The organism is Butyrivibrio hungatei, from assembly GCF_900101605.1.
In the GTDB taxonomy this organism is placed as follows: domain Bacteria; phylum Bacillota; class Clostridia; order Lachnospirales; family Lachnospiraceae; genus Butyrivibrio; species Butyrivibrio hungatei_B.
The window spans coordinates 12,101-31,193 of the sequence record NZ_FMUR01000006.1; the positions used below are offsets into that span (position 1 = coordinate 12,101).

The 19,093-nt window shown below is 41.4% G+C and carries 19 protein-coding genes; 2 read left to right on the forward strand and 17 right to left on the reverse strand.

Annotated features, from left to right (window positions below):
- Window positions 1–4 precede the first annotated feature (4 nt).
- Window positions 5–724 (reverse strand): Rpn family recombination-promoting nuclease/putative transposase, encoded by a 720-nt coding sequence (locus BLP87_RS04875; RefSeq protein ID WP_074461709.1) that lies wholly within the window; start codon window positions 722–724, stop codon window positions 5–7.
- 187 nt (window positions 725–911) lie between these two features.
- Here BLP87_RS04875 and BLP87_RS04880 point away from each other — a divergent pair, with 187 nt between their 5' ends.
- On the forward strand, window positions 912–1,196 hold the full coding sequence (locus tag BLP87_RS04880) for an HU family DNA-binding protein (RefSeq protein WP_026513843.1): 285 nt from the start codon (window positions 912–914) through the stop codon (window positions 1,194–1,196).
- A 183-nt stretch (window positions 1,197–1,379) separates the two neighbouring features.
- On the opposite strand, the gene BLP87_RS04885 is transcribed toward BLP87_RS04880, so the two are convergent.
- The 15 genes from BLP87_RS04885 to glnA all read right to left on the reverse strand — a co-directional run bounded on the left by BLP87_RS04885 (window position 1,380) and on the right by glnA (window position 16,872).
- Entirely contained in the window at window positions 1,380–2,210 is an 831-nt protein-coding gene (locus BLP87_RS04885) for a flagellin N-terminal helical domain-containing protein (RefSeq protein ID WP_074461710.1), read from the reverse strand.
- Between the two features lie 275 nt (window positions 2,211–2,485).
- Window positions 2,486–2,965: a flagellar export chaperone FlgN gene (gene flgN / locus BLP87_RS04890; RefSeq protein ID WP_074461711.1), complete on the reverse strand. Its 480-nt coding sequence runs from the start codon at window positions 2,963–2,965 to the stop codon at window positions 2,486–2,488.
- Between the two features lie 3 nt (window positions 2,966–2,968).
- Complete coding sequence (fliS, locus tag BLP87_RS04895) at window positions 2,969–3,370, reverse strand: flagellar export chaperone FliS (protein ID WP_242871814.1); 402 nt, start codon at window positions 3,368–3,370, stop codon at window positions 2,969–2,971.
- A 64-nt stretch (window positions 3,371–3,434) separates the two neighbouring features.
- Complete coding sequence (fliD, locus tag BLP87_RS04900) at window positions 3,435–4,979, reverse strand: flagellar filament capping protein FliD (protein WP_074461712.1); 1,545 nt, start codon at window positions 4,977–4,979, stop codon at window positions 3,435–3,437.
- 115 nt (window positions 4,980–5,094) lie between these two features.
- Window positions 5,095–5,568 carry a flagellar protein FlaG gene (locus tag BLP87_RS04905; RefSeq protein WP_074461713.1) on the reverse strand — a complete coding sequence of 158 codons (474 nt, stop codon included), beginning with the start codon at window positions 5,566–5,568 and terminating at the stop codon, window positions 5,095–5,097.
- A gap of 211 nt (window positions 5,569–5,779) precedes the next feature.
- Window positions 5,780–6,964 (reverse strand): CgeB family protein, encoded by a 1,185-nt coding sequence (locus tag BLP87_RS04910; RefSeq protein ID WP_074461714.1) that lies wholly within the window; start codon window positions 6,962–6,964, stop codon window positions 5,780–5,782.
- Window positions 6,965–7,056: 92 nt separating this feature from the next.
- On the reverse strand, window positions 7,057–7,272 hold the full coding sequence (gene csrA, locus BLP87_RS04915; RefSeq protein WP_026656710.1) for a carbon storage regulator CsrA: 216 nt from the start codon (window positions 7,270–7,272) through the stop codon (window positions 7,057–7,059).
- 24 nt (window positions 7,273–7,296) lie between these two features.
- Window positions 7,297–7,755, reverse strand: coding sequence for a flagellar assembly protein FliW (gene fliW, locus BLP87_RS04920; RefSeq protein WP_074461715.1), 459 nt, complete (start codon window positions 7,753–7,755; stop codon window positions 7,297–7,299).
- Window positions 7,756–7,847: 92 nt separating this feature from the next.
- The gene (locus tag BLP87_RS04925; protein WP_074461716.1) at window positions 7,848–9,959 is read right to left on the reverse strand and encodes a flagellin N-terminal helical domain-containing protein; all 2,112 of its coding nucleotides are present in this window, start codon (window positions 9,957–9,959) and stop codon (window positions 7,848–7,850) included.
- A 177-nt stretch (window positions 9,960–10,136) separates the two neighbouring features.
- Window positions 10,137–11,990, reverse strand: coding sequence for a flagellar hook-associated protein FlgK (locus BLP87_RS04930; protein ID WP_074461717.1), 1,854 nt, complete (start codon window positions 11,988–11,990; stop codon window positions 10,137–10,139).
- Between the two features lie 84 nt (window positions 11,991–12,074).
- On the reverse strand, window positions 12,075–13,733 hold the full coding sequence (gene flgK, locus BLP87_RS04935; RefSeq protein WP_074461718.1) for a flagellar hook-associated protein FlgK: 1,659 nt from the start codon (window positions 13,731–13,733) through the stop codon (window positions 12,075–12,077).
- Between the two features lie 134 nt (window positions 13,734–13,867).
- Window positions 13,868–14,386 carry a flagellar protein FlgN gene (locus BLP87_RS04940; RefSeq protein WP_242871815.1) on the reverse strand — a complete coding sequence of 173 codons (519 nt, stop codon included), beginning with the start codon at window positions 14,384–14,386 and terminating at the stop codon, window positions 13,868–13,870.
- Between the two features lie 32 nt (window positions 14,387–14,418).
- Window positions 14,419–14,706, reverse strand: a complete 288-nt coding sequence (gene flgM, locus BLP87_RS04945; protein ID WP_027209144.1) for a flagellar biosynthesis anti-sigma factor FlgM — start codon at window positions 14,704–14,706, stop codon at window positions 14,419–14,421.
- A 225-nt stretch (window positions 14,707–14,931) separates the two neighbouring features.
- The gene (locus BLP87_RS04950; protein ID WP_074461719.1) at window positions 14,932–15,486 is read right to left on the reverse strand and encodes an ANTAR domain-containing response regulator; all 555 of its coding nucleotides are present in this window, start codon (window positions 15,484–15,486) and stop codon (window positions 14,932–14,934) included.
- 51 nt (window positions 15,487–15,537) lie between these two features.
- Entirely contained in the window at window positions 15,538–16,872 is a 1,335-nt protein-coding gene (glnA, locus tag BLP87_RS04955) for a type I glutamate--ammonia ligase (RefSeq protein ID WP_074461720.1), read from the reverse strand.
- A 420-nt stretch (window positions 16,873–17,292) separates the two neighbouring features.
- Between glnA and BLP87_RS04960 the strand changes: the two genes are divergently transcribed.
- Window positions 17,293–18,372, forward strand: a complete 1,080-nt coding sequence (locus BLP87_RS04960) for a hypothetical protein (protein WP_074461721.1) — start codon at window positions 17,293–17,295, stop codon at window positions 18,370–18,372.
- Window positions 18,373–18,422: 50 nt separating this feature from the next.
- Here BLP87_RS04960 and BLP87_RS04965 read toward each other — a convergent pair whose 3' ends face one another.
- Window positions 18,423–19,049, reverse strand: a complete 627-nt coding sequence (locus BLP87_RS04965; RefSeq protein ID WP_026656701.1) for a thymidine kinase — start codon at window positions 19,047–19,049, stop codon at window positions 18,423–18,425.
- Window positions 19,050–19,093 lie beyond the last annotated feature (44 nt).

Below are 19,093 nucleotides of genomic sequence, written 5' to 3' on the forward strand. Positions count from 1 at the left end.
GTCGTCAATATACCTTCTTCATCATAGCCTTAAACTCATCAAGTGTTACTCCTGCTCTGTCTGCTGCAACCTCTATACTCAGCAAACCATCATGTACCAAAGATATCAAGGTATTGTCACGACCTTGTTCTATTCCTTCTTTTATTCCTTTTTCTATTCCTCTTGTTTCAATTTCATCAAGAACTGTACACATACTGACACGCTCCTCTCCTTTTATACCTTCATATACATCCGAAAATCTATTATCATCCGTTAAAGCACTCATTAAGCTAAGCATTTCCTGAACATGCGTTATCTTCTCATCCGGTGCGATATATCTTCCTGTCTTGCGCATCTGCACAAAATAATCTGCAACAAACCTAAAGTCACTCTTAAATTTTGCTACGGTAGCATCGTCCAGATACGCAATCTGAAACAGATTCATGCCGTAATCAAAGACATATCTCTTAAGTTCATCTGGAACTTCCAGTCTGTCATATAATGTTTTGGCCTTGCTCCATTTTTTCTTGTAACCATAGTATAGCACAAGTGATACAACCGGGTAACGTCTATCGCTTCCATTGGAAATCTGTGCTCTGTAGCCTGCTGCGTCGTAACTCATAACTCTTAGCGGCATATCAGATTCTTCTGCAGTTTCATTCTCGAATCCTATTGCTGTCAACCTGACAGCTTTATAAACATGCACACATATGCGAATTACATAATCTACCGTTTCTGCTTTCATCAATTATTCTGCCCTTGCTCCTCCTTGCTCATTTTAAACCATTTATTCATGCGACTTTTCAGTATTATGCACTAAAAAATACTATAATTTTTGGCGTTTTTTCGATTCAAAACTCTTGTAAGGCGCATAAAAACATTGTAAAATCTTGATTAGTAGTTAAAATACTCATTTTGAGGGAGGTATTATCATGAATAAGACAGAACTCGTTGATGCTATTGCAAAAGAGACCGGTCTTTCTAAGAAAGATTCTGAGAAGGCTGTAAAGGCTTTCACAGAGACAGTTTCTAAGGAGCTTAAGAAAAAGGGCAAAGTTCAGCTTGTTGGATTTGGTACTTTCGAGACAGCTAAGAGAGCTGCCAGAACAGGTAAGAATCCTCAGACAGGCGCAGCTATTAAAATTCCTGCAGCTACCGTTCCTAAGTTCAAGGCCGGCAAAGCTCTTAAGGATGCCGTTAACGGTAAGAAGAAATAATTTATTGAGCAGTTTATAGCGTAGCATTTGGCTGAAGTCAAATGCTACGCTTTTTCAATGCCTAGAACAAAGAGTTGCTTTGCAACTCTTTGCGCGCCTTAGATAAAAAATAAAGCTCGCTCCGGATGTTGAATCCGGAGCGAGTTTATATATATCAGTGGGTTATGTTTTCTAATATTTATCTTACTGAAGGAGTGAGAGAACACCCTGGTTTGTCTGGTTAGCCTGAGCAAGCATTGACTGACCTGCCTGAGCAAGGATATTGTTGTTGGAATATCTAACCATCTCCTCAGCCATATCTGTATCACGGATCTGTGATTCAGCTGCCTGTGTATTTTCAACGACGTTATCAAGGTTCTTGATTGTATGCTCAAGTCTGTTCTGAACGGCACCGAGGTCAGCTCTCTGGCTTGATACAAGCTCAAGTGCATCCTTGATTACCTGAATGGAATTTCTTGCATTTACGCCGTTTGAACCTGTAACTTTAACCTTTGTTCCGTCAATTGAAAGTCCTGTTGCTGTAAGTGCAACAATGCTGATTTCAATCTGATTGGTATCTTTTGCCTCTGATCCAACCTGAAGCTTCTTACCTGTGAATGATCCGTCGAGAAGATTTGTGTCATTAAACTGAGTAGATGCACCTGTTCTATGAATCTCATCAACAAGCGCTTTAATCTCTCTCTGGATGTAATCACGGTCTGAAGTCTGAAGAGTGTCATTAGATGCCTTAACTGCAAGTTCGTTCATTCTCTGAAGCATATCATGTACTTCATTGAGCGCACCTTCAGCTGTCTGTACTGCCGAGATACCGTCCTGTGCATTTGCAGAAGCCTGTGTAAGACCTCTTACCTGACGTCTCATCTTCTCTGAAATTGCAAGTCCTGCTGCATCATCTGCTGCTCTGTTGATTCTGTAACCTGATGAGAGTTTCTCACTTGACTTTGCCTGTACATCTGTTGTGATTCCAAGCTGTCTGTTTGAGTTCATCGCTGTGATATTGTGCTGTACTACCATATTATAATCCTCCATGAACGGGGCCGCTTCCCTGCTGCCTTTTTTCATCCTTAATATTGTGCAGCTTACGCGGACTCCCTTCCATGGCTGCTTGTTTTTTGTTTTACACTATTATTATCGGCTGTGATTCCGTTTACTTAACCCTTTTTTTTATTTTTTTCAAAAAAACATACAATAATGAATTATTTTTGACTTTTTTCGTTTTTTTCCTAAAGTAAAAGAGATCGCTTGCCGATATATGGCAGCGACCTCTTTGTATCATTCTTATACAAAATTCAATTTTTCTTATCCAAAAACTGCGGCGGGATTTCCTTAAAGTTATTCATGGTCCTGTAGTAATTAAATGCCGCAGCGGATGTCTGCTTACTGGTGCTCATCTTGCGACGTGCCGTATCGAAATATTTCTCGGCAAGCCTTTTATTTCGATGCTCCGCAGCTTCGATTGAAGCACTCCTTGCGGTAATCTCTTGAATAAGTGACTGCATACGCCTGATCTGATCGGCGTATTGGTCTTTATTGGCATTAACTTCTTCTTTTACCCTGTCAAAAAGAGACTGAAATCCATCATCAAGAGAACTAAGTTTATCGATAAGTTCACTCTTTTTATCAACGGTATCGTCAAATGCATTTTCATCAACATTATCGGGATCGGAGAGAATCTCTTTTTGTTTCTCATTCTCTGCCTCGATCTCCGACATAATGTCGATTTTCTTAATAAGACTTTCTTCCAGCATATCCATACTTGAAGATAACATCTATTATGCCTCCTTAACGGCGATGTTGTTCGCCTTCATGACTTCTACCCAGTTGTCCCTGATGGCATGCATATGTTTATTGACCTCAGCGACTATCTCTCTGTCTTTGCTAATATTGGCTTCGACAAGTCTTCTTCCTATATAAGAATACATATTTTCAAAGTCCTGTGCAACAGCATACTTCATATCAAGAGTGCTTCTGAGATAATCGATGATGCGCTCCGTCTTCATAATGTTTTCATGCGCCTTTGGCACATCGTTATTCTCAATCGCATAATCCGCGATATTAAGAAACTTTATTGCTCCATCATAGAGCATAAGTGTAAGTTCAGGGCCGCTTGCACCCATAACCTTATTATTTTTGTACTGAGCATAAGCTTTCTGTTGAGTTGTCATTACCGGCATATGTGTTCCCTCGCATTCTGTAAAAAAATATCCGTATAATCATCAGTCATTGTTTTTTATGCCATTACTGTCCTCCACCAAAGAAGCCTGCCAGAGAAGAACTGTTGCTGTTTATCTTTGAAAGAGTCGTCTCCATAGTAGAAAACTTCTTGTAATACTTATCCTGTGCAGCCTCAAGTGCTTTCTGCGCATCCGAGATCTTAGTCGTATAGGCACTGTACTGTGAAGCCATCAACTTATCTTCATAGATAGTAAACATACTTCTGTATTCCGTACCCCTCATAAGATTAAAGAGCTTATCGGAAAGAGTGCTTGATAACTGCATAAAGAAGCTCTGAACCATATCCGGATCCGTTGAGATTGCTGCACTCAGAAGGTCCGGATTTCCGCTGCTTACAGTATCATCTTTGTCACCATCTATGTGAAGCATCTCTCTCTCATTCTCATCTGTCGAAAAATAACTTCCCGTCGCAATACCAAATGTCGCAAGAGTAATCTTACTTGTAGTGCCATCCTTCGATGTTACTTCAAAAGCCTTACTCATGATATCTTTAAGAGCATTTCTTACATTGCCGATGTTCTCATCACCGCTGAGGATTCCGTCTTTGATTTTCTTTTCCCACTCCTCAACCTCTTTGTCAGACATCGCCTCTTTCTGATCGTCGGTAAGCATCTTGTACTTCTTTGCTTTATCGGCATTATAAAGAGTAGAAAACTCCTTCATAAGATCGTTGTACTCTTTGAGCATCTTCTTGATGTTATCATAAATACCGCTTGTATCCTGCTTAGTAGAAAGAGTTATTCCCTTGACTTCCTCGTTAACGGTAATCGTAAGTCCGTTGACCTCAAAGGTATTTGAATCGGAAGTATATTTTGTTCCGTTAAGAACTATCTCGGCACTGCTTCCTTTAATGTAATTTGTTCCCGCTGCATTTACGACAAAGCCAAGCTTTGACATTGCATCGCCTTCGGTAACTTCGAATGATGCCGCTTTTCCCATCTCCTTGGATGCCACATAAAATCTTCCGTTACCTTCATCATAGTTAAAGTCAAGCTTCGTATGTGTTTTGGAAGAATCTGCGCTTTTAAGCTTACTGAGAACACTCTCAATCGTATCATTTTTTCCGATTGAAACTTCGATATTGTCCTGATCGTCTCCGCCTATTTTAAATTTAAGCGTCTTTGTTTCAGACTCATCACTGTCCTCGGAAAAGATACCAAGTTCTGCCATTGTAGTTGTCTTGGAAGCGTTTTTATCGCCTACCTTAACCTTCTCACCTGTCAGATATGCAGCCTTTGCAAGGCCTATAACATCCAGTGTCTGAGTGGCATTCATTGCAGACTCGCCTGTTACTACAGTTACGGCATTTGCATTTGAAGCCGTTGTTATCTTCTTGGAATAAGCAGACGAAAACTTCATGGAAGTCAAAGTGCCGTTATAAAAATCATTGACCTTTTTATTAAGAGCCTTTAACTTATCCTGTTTCCAGGTAAGCTTCTTCTGCTCTCCCGTATATGTATCGACTTTATCTTTCTTTTTCTGCGTAAGAGCTGTGATGATGCTCTCTGTATCAAGACCTGAGTTCATTCCCGTAATTCTGATAGGCATAATGTTTCTCCTTTCTCAATCCGTGAGACATAATCGGAAATCCTTTTCCTGATAGAGCCGCTTTGTACGGCTTACTTTTCACTCATGTATTTACTGCCGCTTAGAATATTGCCGATTACCTCTTCTCATCAACAAGTATTCCCGCAATTTCCCAGACTTTGGCGATCATATCAAGAGTCTCATCGGGCGGAAACTCTTTTATAACCTTCTTTGTTTCCTTATCCACCATCTTGATAGTCACTCTGTTGGTCTTCTCATGTATACCAAAAACAGCTTCAGCATTGGACTGAACCTTCTTGGTCATCTCCGAGATTGCCTTCTTGATCTTGGCGTTATCTGCCTGTATCTGCTCCTCTGTCTCAGCTCTCTTATTTTGATTGCTTGCAAAATTCTGAGCAGATGACTCATTCTTGGAGCCTGCGGCATTGTCAGCTGCTTCAACCGTAAGATCCATATTCTGTGCGGCAGCATTAGCTTCATAATCCACAACTTCACTCTGAGCCTGGCTCTGATTATTAATCTGTGTTTTTACCTGTGGCTGTACCTGCTGAATAAGCGGGCCAAATCCGTTAATTCCATCCATTCCCATAATCCCATACCTCCATGTCAGAATCAGGAATCACCTGTATATATCAACATTTACGTGCGTCTATAACTCATTCCGTTATAAGCTTTTTTTGTAATGATATGAACATAGTATTTCTTACTGATTATATCGGCCGATGTACTTTATTCTTTAGTTATATGGAAAAGAAAATTGTAAATTTTAGAAATTTTTAAGACTTTTATGTCCGTTACGATCATATTTCAAGTATCTTCGGTAGAAGTTTCGTATATGCAAATTTCTCAAACACCTTCTTCTGTCCGTTCTCCGCGATAGCCTTTCTCTCATCTTCATGCTCAAGATAATATGATGTAAGCTCAATCATTTCTTCAGGCGTATGTGCTATCACAAGCTCTTTTCCATTCTCAAAATACTCATCGATTTCTTTCTGATATGTGGTGATAAGAAATCCGCCTGCTGCCAGAACATCAAGCACACGAAGCGGAACTCCCGAGATGATAGACCGTAGCGTAATATTAAGGTTAACTTTGCTACGCCTAAACACCTGCGGCATCTTGGTCAAATAGTCCGCAATCCCCAGATTGATGACACCTTCAATGGGCTTTGCATCAGGCATTGTATACAAAACCGTATCGAATCGCTCACCCATCTTCTCAAGAATATGCCTTCTTTCGTTGACCGTGACTTTTTTTCGCAGCATATCACGGACAACCCTGTCATAATCAAGATCGTAATTTCCCGTATCTTCAAATCTGATATATTCGCGAAGCCTCTTTATATGCTCGGGTGTTATCGCCTTTTCATCTGTAAAAAGGTCATGACCGTATATCTTTTCCTGAAGAGTTATCACCGTATCTATATATTCTTTAAGATCGGGCGGAAGATACTCCACCTGATCGTAAAAATTAAATTCGTTGTCGTATAGATTTCCCAAGAAACAGACATCGTGCAAGTATACTATCCTTCCGTCCGTCTCCGCATCAAGTTCCTTACAAAATCCTGACAGTCTTTTTTCATTAACTCCAAGAGGCGAGTATTTAACGGTCTCTATTCCCTTGGCCACCATCTCTTCGTAGGTTCCCCTGTCAAAGACATATACTCTGTTCACCGGATTTTTTATGGTATGTGAATCAAGCGTATAATGCGGACAGTCAAATACCCACGACACGTATGGCGTATCATACTTCATACATGCTTCGGAAATGCTCGGGTAATAGCAAAAGCTGTAGACTATGTCGTAATATCTTTTGCCCGCTTCTTCCTTGGTCAAAAGAGCTCTGAATCCGGCATCATCTTCATCTGTAAGTTTATAACCATGCAGCTTAAACTTGATGACATCGACTTCGTGCCCAAGCCTTTTCATTGCATCCATGCAGTCTTCGCCGTTAAATTCATCCCAGTAGTAGTAAAGTATTCGCATTCCGTCCCTCGTTGTGTACCATGTATAAAAAGTATTACGCAAAAACTAACGGCTGCCCCATTTCCGGTAGCAGCCGCTGTAATTCACTTCGATCAAAGCAATTTCTTGAGTTCCTCGATTCCGGATACATCTGTTGCTTCTTTATTCTCATTCTGAATCTGGATATATACTTCTTTTCTATAAATCGGGATATCCTTGGGAGCCGCGATTCCAATCTTAATCTGGTCTCCTCTGATATCAAGTACAGTAATCTCTATATTGTTATTAATAACGATAGCTTCGTTCTTTTTTCTTGATAATGCTAACATATCCTTTCCCTCCCTATGGTATGATCATGCTTTAGTTGCTTTGTTGTTCTGCAAAATCTCATAAATAGGGAACTTTACAGGATATTCCTCATTATCGATAATTGTCTGGGTAGCTTTCATCTCTTTTGTATTGATGATGAAGGGTCCCTTAAGGTTTACTGTCATCTGCTTAAGATCATGCGGAACCGTAACCGTTACAAGCACGAGCATATCCTCATCCTGCAGATCTCCGATGTCAGCTACAGCTTCCTTATCTACCATAGGCTGATAATCCGGGCAAACAAAGAGCGGATCCATAACAGGCATTGCAAATCCGGGTTCCTCTACTGACTGCAACCACTTAATAGTATTTGTTCCCTGCTCCTCATCGTGCATAAGTGTGAATCTCTTAAGATCAGGAAAACCGATTATTCCATTTGGAAAAGAAATGATCTTACTATCTTCAATCTCAACCTCTCCAAAGATTCTAGTGTTTAATTTCATGCTGTAACCTCCATAATCCTGATAAAAAATGTTATTTATCACTATTTAATTATATACGTAAAAACGTACAATTACCATACTATATGAAAGAATTAAATGTAATTCATAAGTGATGTCTGGCTGATCTTACCTGTTGCCATAAGGCTTGCCTCATATGTCACCTGCGCAGATGTAAGCTGCGTAACCGCAGTGGCAAGATCGATATCCTCATTCTCAGACTTAAGTGACTCGAATGTCGTTGTCTGTGTCATAAGTCTTGAATTTACAAGGTCAAGTCTCTTGGATCTTGTTCCGTTGTCGGTAACGGCTATGTTCGCAATATCAAGAGCGCCCTGGAGAGATGTAAGCTTGTGCTCAAACTCTTTCTGGATATTTTCTCTCTGGTAGTTATATGCCTTTTTGGCTGCGGAAAGCTCTGCGTCGATTTTTTTCCATTCAGCAGATTCCTTGGCTGCGCCGGACAGTTTTTCTTCAAGTGTCTTCATAGTGGATTTTATCTGCTTTAGTGCTCCGAGCACATTTGAAAGATCGTCGATATCTCTTTTTACACTTGTTGTGAAAACCGCATCAGCTGTGGTATTAACAACAACCGATTGTGCGAATCCCACATCATAAGCGATGTCGTGCGGTGCTGAGCCTTTATTATAAAGTATTTTCTTGCCATTGTCATCGGTATACGTACAGTTGAAGAGGTTCTGCGGTCTTATGTCTCCGCTGTCCCACTCTTTTTTGTCATATACAACATCGATTGCATTGGCATTGATAAGCTTGGGCAGTGTAGCGAGCTTATCGGACAGTTCTTTATTCAAAAGAACTTCTCCCGTTGCCGCATTCAGATATGCAACCGATCCTTTCGGTGTCGAATCAATGGTCTTATATACCCTGTCAATTTCATCTTCGCTTGTAGTTGTGAAGATCATGTTTGACGAAGGTATTTCCAATATCGTCTCTTTATATGACGAATACACACTTCCGTTTGCGGTAACATTGATAATATTTTTTGTGTTTGTTCCGTCGGGATTTTTTACGACTCTTCCGTCAGTAACGGTATATGTACCGTCGCTGTTAACTACAGCCGTTGCAATCTTTCCGTCATACTCAAGCTTCATGTTGTAAGTCTGACCGATTGCATCAACCAAAGGAAGCTTAAAGCTTACTCTTTTGCCCTCGTCATTTGTATATGTAAGTGTTGTCTTCTGAACCCTCTCAGTCGAAGCGGTACCCGACTCGATATTGAAGCTCTGAAAAGATGTATCGTAAACCCCGTTCCTATCTATACCAAACTGATATTCCGTGCCGCCTTCCGTAGCCTTTATGCTATGAGAACCGTCGGGATTACTTGTGACATTATATATAATTCCTTCACTTGTTATCGTATATGCTTCACCGTCCTCAAGTCCGTTGGGTGACGGAAGCGATACATGATGAGTTGCTCCGAGCGCCGTTGTATACGTAAGATTTATAAGTTCTACATTTCCGTTTACCGAACTTGTCGCAGGCTGCTTGAGATTCTCTCTCCACTTAAGCGAAGGAGCCGAGAAATCGTTGTCTCCGCTTCTGTAATTAAGATTGTCATAAGAAAGTCTTATCTTGCCAACGTTGTATTCTACAATATTGCTTTCCTCTACGGCAGCCTCTGCGCTCTGTCCCAGAAGATTTGTGGACTCAAGCTTGCTCATTCCGGCCACTCTGCTTGAAGATGATACATCTATAGCGTTAAACTCATCATTTATACCTGTGTAATCGGCAGTTGTCGTCTCAGAAAAAGTAAGCGACGTATCTGTTCTGTAGCCTGTAAAGATATATCTTCCGGCATAATCAACATTTCCTGTTGCGTAATACTCTTTTGAAAGAGCCTCCATCTGAGCAACTATCGTATCAAGATCGTCCACCGTAAGATCCTTGTTTGCTCCCTTTGTCGCCTGCTTTACAGTATCTGTCAGTACCGATGTAACCGTAGATAAAGCATCTGCTGTTACATCGAGCCAGCTTTCGGCATCTTTCGCATTCTTCTCATAATATTGTGAGAGCTGAGTCACATTGCTTCGAAGGCGCAATGCTCTTATGGCGATAATGGGATCATCCGAAGGTCTTGTTATCTTCTTTCCCGTTGCCAACATGTTATTGAGCTGATCCTCGGTGAGCTTGTTGTTATTGATATTATAAAGTGAATTATTCTGCATTATCTTATTCGTGATACGCATGGCAAAAAGACCTCCGTATAAAGACCATCCTTAGTCAAAAAATAATGCGCATCCGTGCAGCATCTTGCTATTGTATATTAGTTCACTATGAATATCGGCTGGTACGCCCTGTTTCTTTATATCAATCAAGAAAAAAGCTAAAGCGTGGTTGAACTTGCTTTAGCTTTCTGTTTGTTATCATACTCCGGTCTGGAGTATAAGTCTGTCGTAAATCTCAGTGAGTGTCTGTATCATCTTTGATGAAAGATTGTATGCATTCTGGAACTTAACGAGGTTTGCCGCTTCCTCATCTTCATCTACGCCGGAATCTGAACATCTCTGATTATTGATAGTCACTTCGAGCGCGCTATAAGTCTTTTCAAGAGTGCCTGAATTGCTTGAATTCAGTGCCACATCGCCAAGTACCTTGGTAAGAAATTCTCCCGATGTCGCTCCTCTGAATATCTTAGCCGTGTTAAACATATCTCTTAATTTCGTGAGATTTCCAAATTCTGATTCACCCTCAGTAACGTCGGCTCTTGTCGTAAGTCTGCCTGCATCCTTAAGGAGAACACCATTCACCTCAAAATTGCCTCCGCGAAGCATGTAATATCCCTTATTCTCAGATTTTTCCGTAAGCTGATCGTATGAATACTGTGCTGCCGAATTCATATCGATTCCTCCGGTAAGAAGGAATTGTCCGGGTTTCTCATCGGAACCCGAAGGATATCCCGTGGTCATAATATCATTTACAGCTGACGAAAACTGTCTTATCCACTCATTCATCTGTGAGAGATAATAAGGAATTCCCTGATAATCGTTAAATTTACCGACGGAAACTTTTCTGTTCGCATCGGGAAGAGTCTTTAGCGTTTCATCGTCTATTGTAAATGTATAAGTATCTTTTCCGTCATATTCCCAGCTGTCATATCTGTAATCCTGATCACCGATATGGATTGCGCCCTGAATTGGAAGCGTACACTTAGTCATATCCATAAGATTTTTGTCGGTGACTTTTACGGTCACCTTGACAGGATGCGAACCGTCGTCCACAAACGTACAGTCTCCGTTAAAGTAATGACCGTTATTTCCGTCCCTTATAGCAAGGAGTCCCTGAAGTTCTCCGCCGATAAGCTTTGAATCAATGGCAAAATCAGAAAGTTCCGCTATATTATCGCCATCCTTATAGCTTGCACTTCCCCACTTAATATCGTAAAGTCCGTCAATATCATTCTGGTTTGTAGCTCCGTCCGACGGTCTTGAAACGCAGACCATCTGTCTGAAGTCGTAAGTATCAACAAGCTCATATCCACCGGCAACCCAGATCTGGTAACGTGTAGCGCCGGTTTCCCTGTCAGGCTGCGTATCATCAACGATAGGAGTCTCTTTTACCTCAACCGAGACCAATTTGGAAAGATCGTCTATCAAAAGATCTCTTTTATCCCTGAGTTCGTTTGCGATTGTTCCCGTCATCTCGATTATATTGATCTGCTTGTTGATGGAAGCAACTTCCTGAGCTATCGACGTAACTCTGTCGGCACAGAGCTTTATCTCCGAATTTACGTCCGACTGCGCGCCCTGAAGATTGGTATAGGCATTGTTAAAATACTCAGTTATACTCTTCATCTGCGATATGAACGTGCTCTTTGACTCTGTCGTTCCCGCTGCCGTCATTACCGACTGAAGCGAAGAACTCATCTTGGTGAAAAGAGATGCGAAACCGGTCGTTCCGTCATCATCAAGATACTGCTCGATCAGCTTGTTGTAATAGTTCTTTTGGCTTACGTTTCCGAGCAGCTGTTCGTTATTTCTGAACTTAGCATCATAGAAGCTGTCACGTACTCTCTCGATCGCGATAGTATCAACACCGGCACCTGCGCAGCCATACTTGGCAAATACTCTTATAGCATCGGAAGCTTCCTGCTTAACCTTCTGTCTGCTGTATCCATCGGTATTTACATTCGATATGTTGTTTGCTGTTGTGTTAAGTGCTGCATTTGCGGCTCTAAGTCCGGATGCTGCAATATTAAGTCCAAAAAATGTCGATGTCATAATCTCTTCCCTCCGACATATTTATGTTTTGTGCCAATGTGCCAATATCGCTTTATATAAGCGCTTCAAAAATCAATTTCGAGATCACGCTCCAAGTGTCGATACCAGATGTTCCAGCATCTCACTTACAACGTTTATGTATCTGCTTGATGCGTTATATGCATTCTGGAACTGGATCATATATTCAAGCTCCTCATCGCTTGATACGCCGATAATCTGCTCTCTTGCGGAAGATATCGATGAAACTGTCTGTTCCTGAGCGTCCGCAACACTTTTTAACTTATCTCCCGTGTTGGCTATCTGTGAAATGAGGCTGTTGTAATACGACAACAGGTCGTTTCTTGTATAAACATTTGGATTTAAAGTATAGTCCGATTTTATAAAAGCTTCTTTTAACGCCTTTACCGTAGCTGTATCTTCGTTACCCTCAACAGTCCTGTATGTGAATGTTGTCGGATCGGTCAAAAGAATCGGATTAACCTGCGCATTCTCTATCGTAAATCCCGTCTTTATACTTCCCGCAGGATGCTTGTCATCTATCTTGTATGCCAAAGTATCATCTTCATTTGATACTATGAACATCGTATAATCCGAAGCTCTTCCAAGCGAATTGTCCATAGTCGCAGGATTGCTCTCTGCATCTTCCATGACTTTATTGATCGCAGTCATAACATTGTGTATCAGCTGATCGAATTCCGCCTCGACATTCATAATGACCGACTGTGAAATATTACTTTTATAATAATCTGTGCTCTCTACAATGTCGTGATAAGACGCATGGTGGTCTCCTCTTGCAAGAAGAACCGCTTTGAGCTTACCTATATCGGTATCCGTAGCTGTGGACACCGGCTGCGTCAGGTCAAAGATATGTGCTCCTTCGATCGATGTAACAACTTCTTTTCCCTCTCTGTCATATTCCTTAACCGCAGCATACTCCCAATAAGGGGTGGCATATCCGACACTGCTTTCGAGCTTAACATCTATTCCCATATGATTTACATGATCGGTTGTTATGAAACTCGATCCTTCAAAAAGAACCGTCACATTACCGAAAATGTCTTCCGAATAATCTATTTTTCCATATTGACCGAGTTTATCAAGAAGGGTGTTTCTCGTATCTCTAAGATCGTTCGCCTTCTCTACTCTTCCGGATTCAATATCTACAATCTCTTCATTTAAGGCTCTTATCTTATCACCGATATCATTTATGCTGTTAACAATATCCGAAACAGAGGTATCCAGATTGTCCTGATATGAAACAAATCCGTCATATACACTCTTTGCCTTTGTCAAAAACTCATTTGCCCTTGTCACAAGTGCACTCTGCGTAACTGCAGATGTAGGATCTTTGGCAAGTTCCTGCACTGATGTCCAAAGATTATTTAAAGACTCGCTAAACTCTGTTCCGTTCATCTCCTGAAGCTGATCTTCTATCTCTTCAAGAGCTTTTTTTGATACATCATAATATTCGAACCTTCCGGCTTCTTTTCTGTATGCTTTATCAAGGAAAAAATCTCTTACCTGCTTACAATTATTATATTCAACGCCCGTTCCTATCTGCTTCCAGGCAATGCAGTTATTTCTTTTCTCAAGAGTCTGATATGCCTTCGTTCCCTGCGATATCTGCTGTCTTGTATATCCTTCGGTATCAAGGTTTGCCATATTGTGTGCAGTTGTATTGAGTGCGTTCTGCGATGTCTGCAACCCTGATGTGCCGACATATAAGTTCGCCATGAGGGACATATATCTTTCCTCCTGATCTTTATAGGTCTTTTAATGCATTTTTTTTGCACAAAAAAGACACTACAGTTTTTCATTTAGTTACCAAAGGGGGTTATCCACATGCATCTGTATCACTTTCATGCTCATGTGATACATTACTGCTTTGCATCAAACCCGCCCGATGTGTAACCAAGACATTCACCTGTAGTGCCTAAAGCTCTCGAATAATTTGCTGTTTCAGGAGCTCTTTTTGAGGCCTGGATGATATTCATCTCGAATTGGACCATCTCAAGTGAACTGCGCAACAGCTCCTGATTCTGTCCGTTTACACGTCTGACATCTCCTGCAACACCAACGAGCCTATCGCGTTGCACTGCCAGGTTTTTCTGATCGACAGGTCTTTTTTCCAATACTTCGATCAGATCGGTCAGTTTCAATGAATTAACATCCTTGTTTAGTACGTTTGCAATATCTTTCATTGCCTCTTCGCGTTTTTTCTCAAGAGACTGGATATTACCTATTACGCACTGCTCCTCATCCGTGATTTTCGCAAGTGCCTCAAGATTTCCTTCTATTATGACGGAAGTCTTTTGGCTAGATAACCCCAGTAATTTTTCGTACATTGTACACTCCCGGTCGAGCACGTCGACCAGATTCTCCATTAAGCTTGCCACCGGAATCATCCTCCTGGATTATTTGTATTTAATTATAACAAGCCATTTGCTTCTTCAAATTTAGCAAGCAATTTGTCAGCAAATGCTTCTCCGCTTACGTCATAAGTGCCGTTCTTTACAGCAGCCTTAAGCGAAGCAACCAGATCTTCTCTGACATCAGGTGTAGCCTTTACAGCCTGCTTAGCAACCTGAATATCTTTTCCTATAGAAGAAAACGAAACTGTATCTCTTACATCGTTTGTCTTCTTAGCCTGCTGAGTCTTGTTAACTTTGTTGTTTGAATAGATCTGCTGAACTTGATTGTACGCTTCTATACGCATATCTTTTCCTCCTTCCTTGGAGCATTTTGTACTTCTTACTACATTTATCGGAAGAAGTTTCCATAACTTTAGTTCTGAGTACGAAATTATTCTCCCCCGGAAACTTTTGTAAGTTATGGCTCAAACGCCCAAGGTATGCACCCTTTTTCACCCTACATTATTTTTATCGGACATTATTACACAAAACTTTAGATTAATTTTATAAAAAAGATCAAAAAACTTCAATTAAATTGCCGAGAGCGAAATAACCATCTCCGCCGTCTCTTTTAGATTGGTTCCCGAGTCCATCGCGCACTTTTGGAGGTATCTGTGCGCTTCCGGCTCTGTCATATGGTGCCTGTCCATCAGGATCTCTTTTGCCTGATTTATTATCTTCTTGTCCTCGTCGGACCTACCCTCTTTCTTGGCCTTCTCTTTTGCCTTTTTCCTACTTCTTGTCACGCCCTCAAGCATAAGTTCGAGGGTGGAAAAAAGATCCGACTTTTTGAGCGGAGTCGGTAAATATACCAGTTTATCTCCGCAATTATCCAGAGGAGCCTTGTCAGGCGACGCTATCATAAGCATCTGAAAAAATTGGGGAAGATCGACCGCAAGCTCTGAATAGAGCATGTCACTTAAACGGTAGCCGCTGATAACGACTCCGCTTCCCAAATCTTCCATAGCAGAAAGAGCCTGCGCTCCCGAAGTGCAGGTAACCATTCCGTCATATCCGCCACGGCTTAATATGCTTTTAAAATTTTGCGCATCTTCCGATTTCGCAAACACAATGATTATATTCACAAATAAGCCTCAAGTTTCCATAAAAACAGATTTTAATACAACAGTGACCGATCAAAAGATATTGAGATATCTTCCGATTTCCCACTGTGTCACGCAGGTGCGGAAATCTTTCCACTCTTTGCGCTTTGCGTCGAGTATCTTATTAAATATGGAACTTCCCAAAACTTCTTTTACGAATTCATCATCCTGATAAGCTTCGATTGCTTCTCCAAGTGTCATCGGAAGTGTCTCAAGTCCGCTCTCTCTAAGGTCGTCATATGTTGCATTCTTGAGATTATCGCCAAGTTCCTCGGGAGGAGTCATCTTCTTTTCTATACCGTCCATACCTGCTGCGAGGATAAGTGCGATTGCAAGATAAGGATTACATGTAGAATCAGGATTTCTGAGCTCTATTCTTGTATCCTGTCCGCGCTTTGAAGGTATTCTGATAAGAGCGCTTCTGTTTGCGCCCGAAGAAGACCATGAAATATTTACGGGAGCATCATATCCCGGAACAAGTCTCTTGTATGAGTTGACGATTGGATTGGTCACAAGTGTCATTGCCTTTACGTGGCTTAAAACGCCCGCAATGAAATACTTTGCCGTATCTGAAAGTTCACCCTTATCATCTACAAATATGTTATTACCGGCCTTGTCGTGCGCGATAATGTTTATGTGCATACCCGATCCGCTTATTCCCTCTGTAGGCTTGGGCATGAATGTTGCGTAAAGACCATGTTTCTTGGCGATTGTCTTAACCGCCATCCTGAAAGTCATGATCATATCTGCGGTGCGCTCTGCATCTTCTTCCCTAAAATCTATCTCATGCTGCGCAGGCGCTATCTCATGGTGCGAAGATGAAATATCAAATCCAAGCTCTTCAAGATTAAGAATGATGTCTCTTCTTACGTTTTCACCCTGATCTGCGGGTGCGACATCAAAATATCCGCCTTTTTCATGCGTTTTGTTTGTAGGTCTGCCCTCATCGTCATAATCAAACAAGAAGAATTCCGGCTCAGGGTTAAGTTTGAAGTTAAGTCCAAGTTTCTCAGCTTTTTTTACCACCTCATGAAGAACATTTCTCGAATCTCCCATGAAAGGTTTTCCGTCAACCGTATAGACATTACAGAACATTCTTGCTACTTTGCCCGCCTGCGGTCTCCACGGATATATTTCAAAACTGTCAAGATCGGGATATAAGTACATATCGCTCTCGTCACTTCTGACAAAACCTTCAACAGACACACCGTCAAACATACACTCATTATTAAGTGCACATTCAAGCTGACTTGCAGCTATCGCGATATTTTTGGGAATTCCGAAGATATCACAAAACTGAAGCCTTATAAAAGCCACGTCCTCTTCCTCAACGATACGGAAAATGTCTTCTTTGGTATATTTGCTCATATTTACCTCCATAAAAAAGCATTTCGCTATAATATAAAAAAGAACACCTAAAACAGCGAGCTCTCCTGCTCGTGTTAAAGGCGCCCTTGCCGTTCACATTTACTTCCTATATATTATTATTCTTTGGTTTGATGTGTCAATCGATTATTTTATATCCCCTTTTTTCCTAATATATTTTATTTTTGCGCCGATATATATTGTGAAATATCACTGTGCTTTTTGCTTACATTGCTTACATCCAATAAGCATATATTCTATTTAAAAGAACGGTGAGCATAAGGTATGGTATATCAGCTAGGGAAAGCATGGATCTTCAAGGAGGATTAACAATCTTCAGTATTGAAGGTTCAATTTTTTTGCGCAAAAAAATTGTGTTTGCAAACATTCTGAACCTTCAACTGACCAACGGAGGAAAGAACCATGAAAATTGCACAAAGTAACGTAAACCTGATGTCGAGTTCATCGTACAGTGAAGGAACTTCTGTAAGTGTATCGGTAAGTACGGTTCCACGCGGAAGTTTCAGCGACAGCCTTGAATCTCAAAAACAAAAACTTACATCTGATGATTTTTCGACATCCACCGGCGAATTTGCCCTGGGAAGTGAAACCTACAACTCGCTAAAGCCTTCAATGTCAAGAAACCTGAGCACAACTACCGGCTCTCTTGAAGATCAGCTGATGGCCATAAGGACTTCACTTCTCGAACGGATTCTCCGCTTCATGAGGATTCTTGGCGGCGATGATATGAGTGAAAGCTTCGGTCAATCATTAGATAATATGTCGGGAATGATCGGAGCCGGCGGTTTTATGTCCGTAACAACAATAACCGAGAGCCATTTTGAAGAAGAGGCTGTAACCTTTGAAGGCACAGGAACCGCTCTTACAGAAGACGGCCGAAGTATTGATTTTGGAGTTAAATTTTCCATGTCATCAAGGTTTGTACACGAATCCGGCATAAGCATCGCAAGCCCCAAAAACTTCCTGGATCCGCTTACGATCAATGTCGGCAGCGAAGTAACATCAATAAGCGATCAGACCTTCTTCTTTGACATTAACTGCGACGGAAAAGAGGATAAAATTTCGAATCTGTCAAAAGGTACAGGTTTCCTTGCCCTTGATAAAAATGGCGACGGGCATATAAACGACGGCTCGGAACTTTTCGGCACAAAAAGTGGAAACGGCTTCAAAGACCTGTCCGCATATGATCATGACGGAAACGGTTGGATTGATGAAAACGACGATGTATACAACGCTCTCAAAGTCTGGATTCGTAACGAAGACGGTACCGATACGCTTCTTTCGTTAAAAGAAGCCGATGTCGGTGCAATTTATCTTGGAAGTGCCATAACAGACTACAGCTTACGGGACAGTTCTTTTAACACAGCTGCAAAGCTGCGCGCAAGCGGTGTATTCCTAAAAGAAAGCGGAGGCGTGGGAGTCGTCCAGCAGATTGACCTTGCAACTCACGAAGAAGCTTTAGAAAATCGATCCATTTCATAAAACAAATACGGAGGCCGGTTCAGTGTCTTACCGGCGCTCCGTATTTTTCATTAATTCATTTTGGTTCCGTCCGAGAGCTCACGCTCTCTCTTGCCATATACCTCTCCGCTTAAGAAATGACGTCTGCAAAGTGATACGTAGGATTCATTTCCTCCTACCATAACCTGCTCGCCTGTTCGGACGATCTTGCCGTCACTGACTCTCGCATTGAAGTGTGCGCGGCGTCCGCACCAGCACACGGTCGGAACTTCTTCAATATAGTTTGCTATTTCCATGAGCCTCTTGGATCCCGGGAAAAGATGACTTGTAAAATCGGTACGAAGTCCGTAGCAAATAACAGGAAGATCGTATCTATCAACAACTTCCGCAAGAATATCCACCTGTTCTTCAGTAAGAAACTGCGCTTCATCAACAATCACGCAGTCAAGCTCTTTCCAGCCTTCCGCTTTTCCCGTAAACCACTCATTTTTTACTTCATCAATGAATTCTTCTACAAATGTCGCCTCAGCGCTAAGCCCCATTCTGGACTTGACGATTTTTTCTCCGTCCCTGTCATCGGTCTTAGGCTTTAGCAAAATACATTTTTGCCCCTTCTCGATGTAGTTGTACTGCACCATCAGCGCATTGGCTGTCTTTGAGCTCCCCATTGCCCCGTATCTGAAATATAACTTTCCCATACCTTCTCCCGTGTCTATGTATAATTGCGCTATGCCTTTGTATC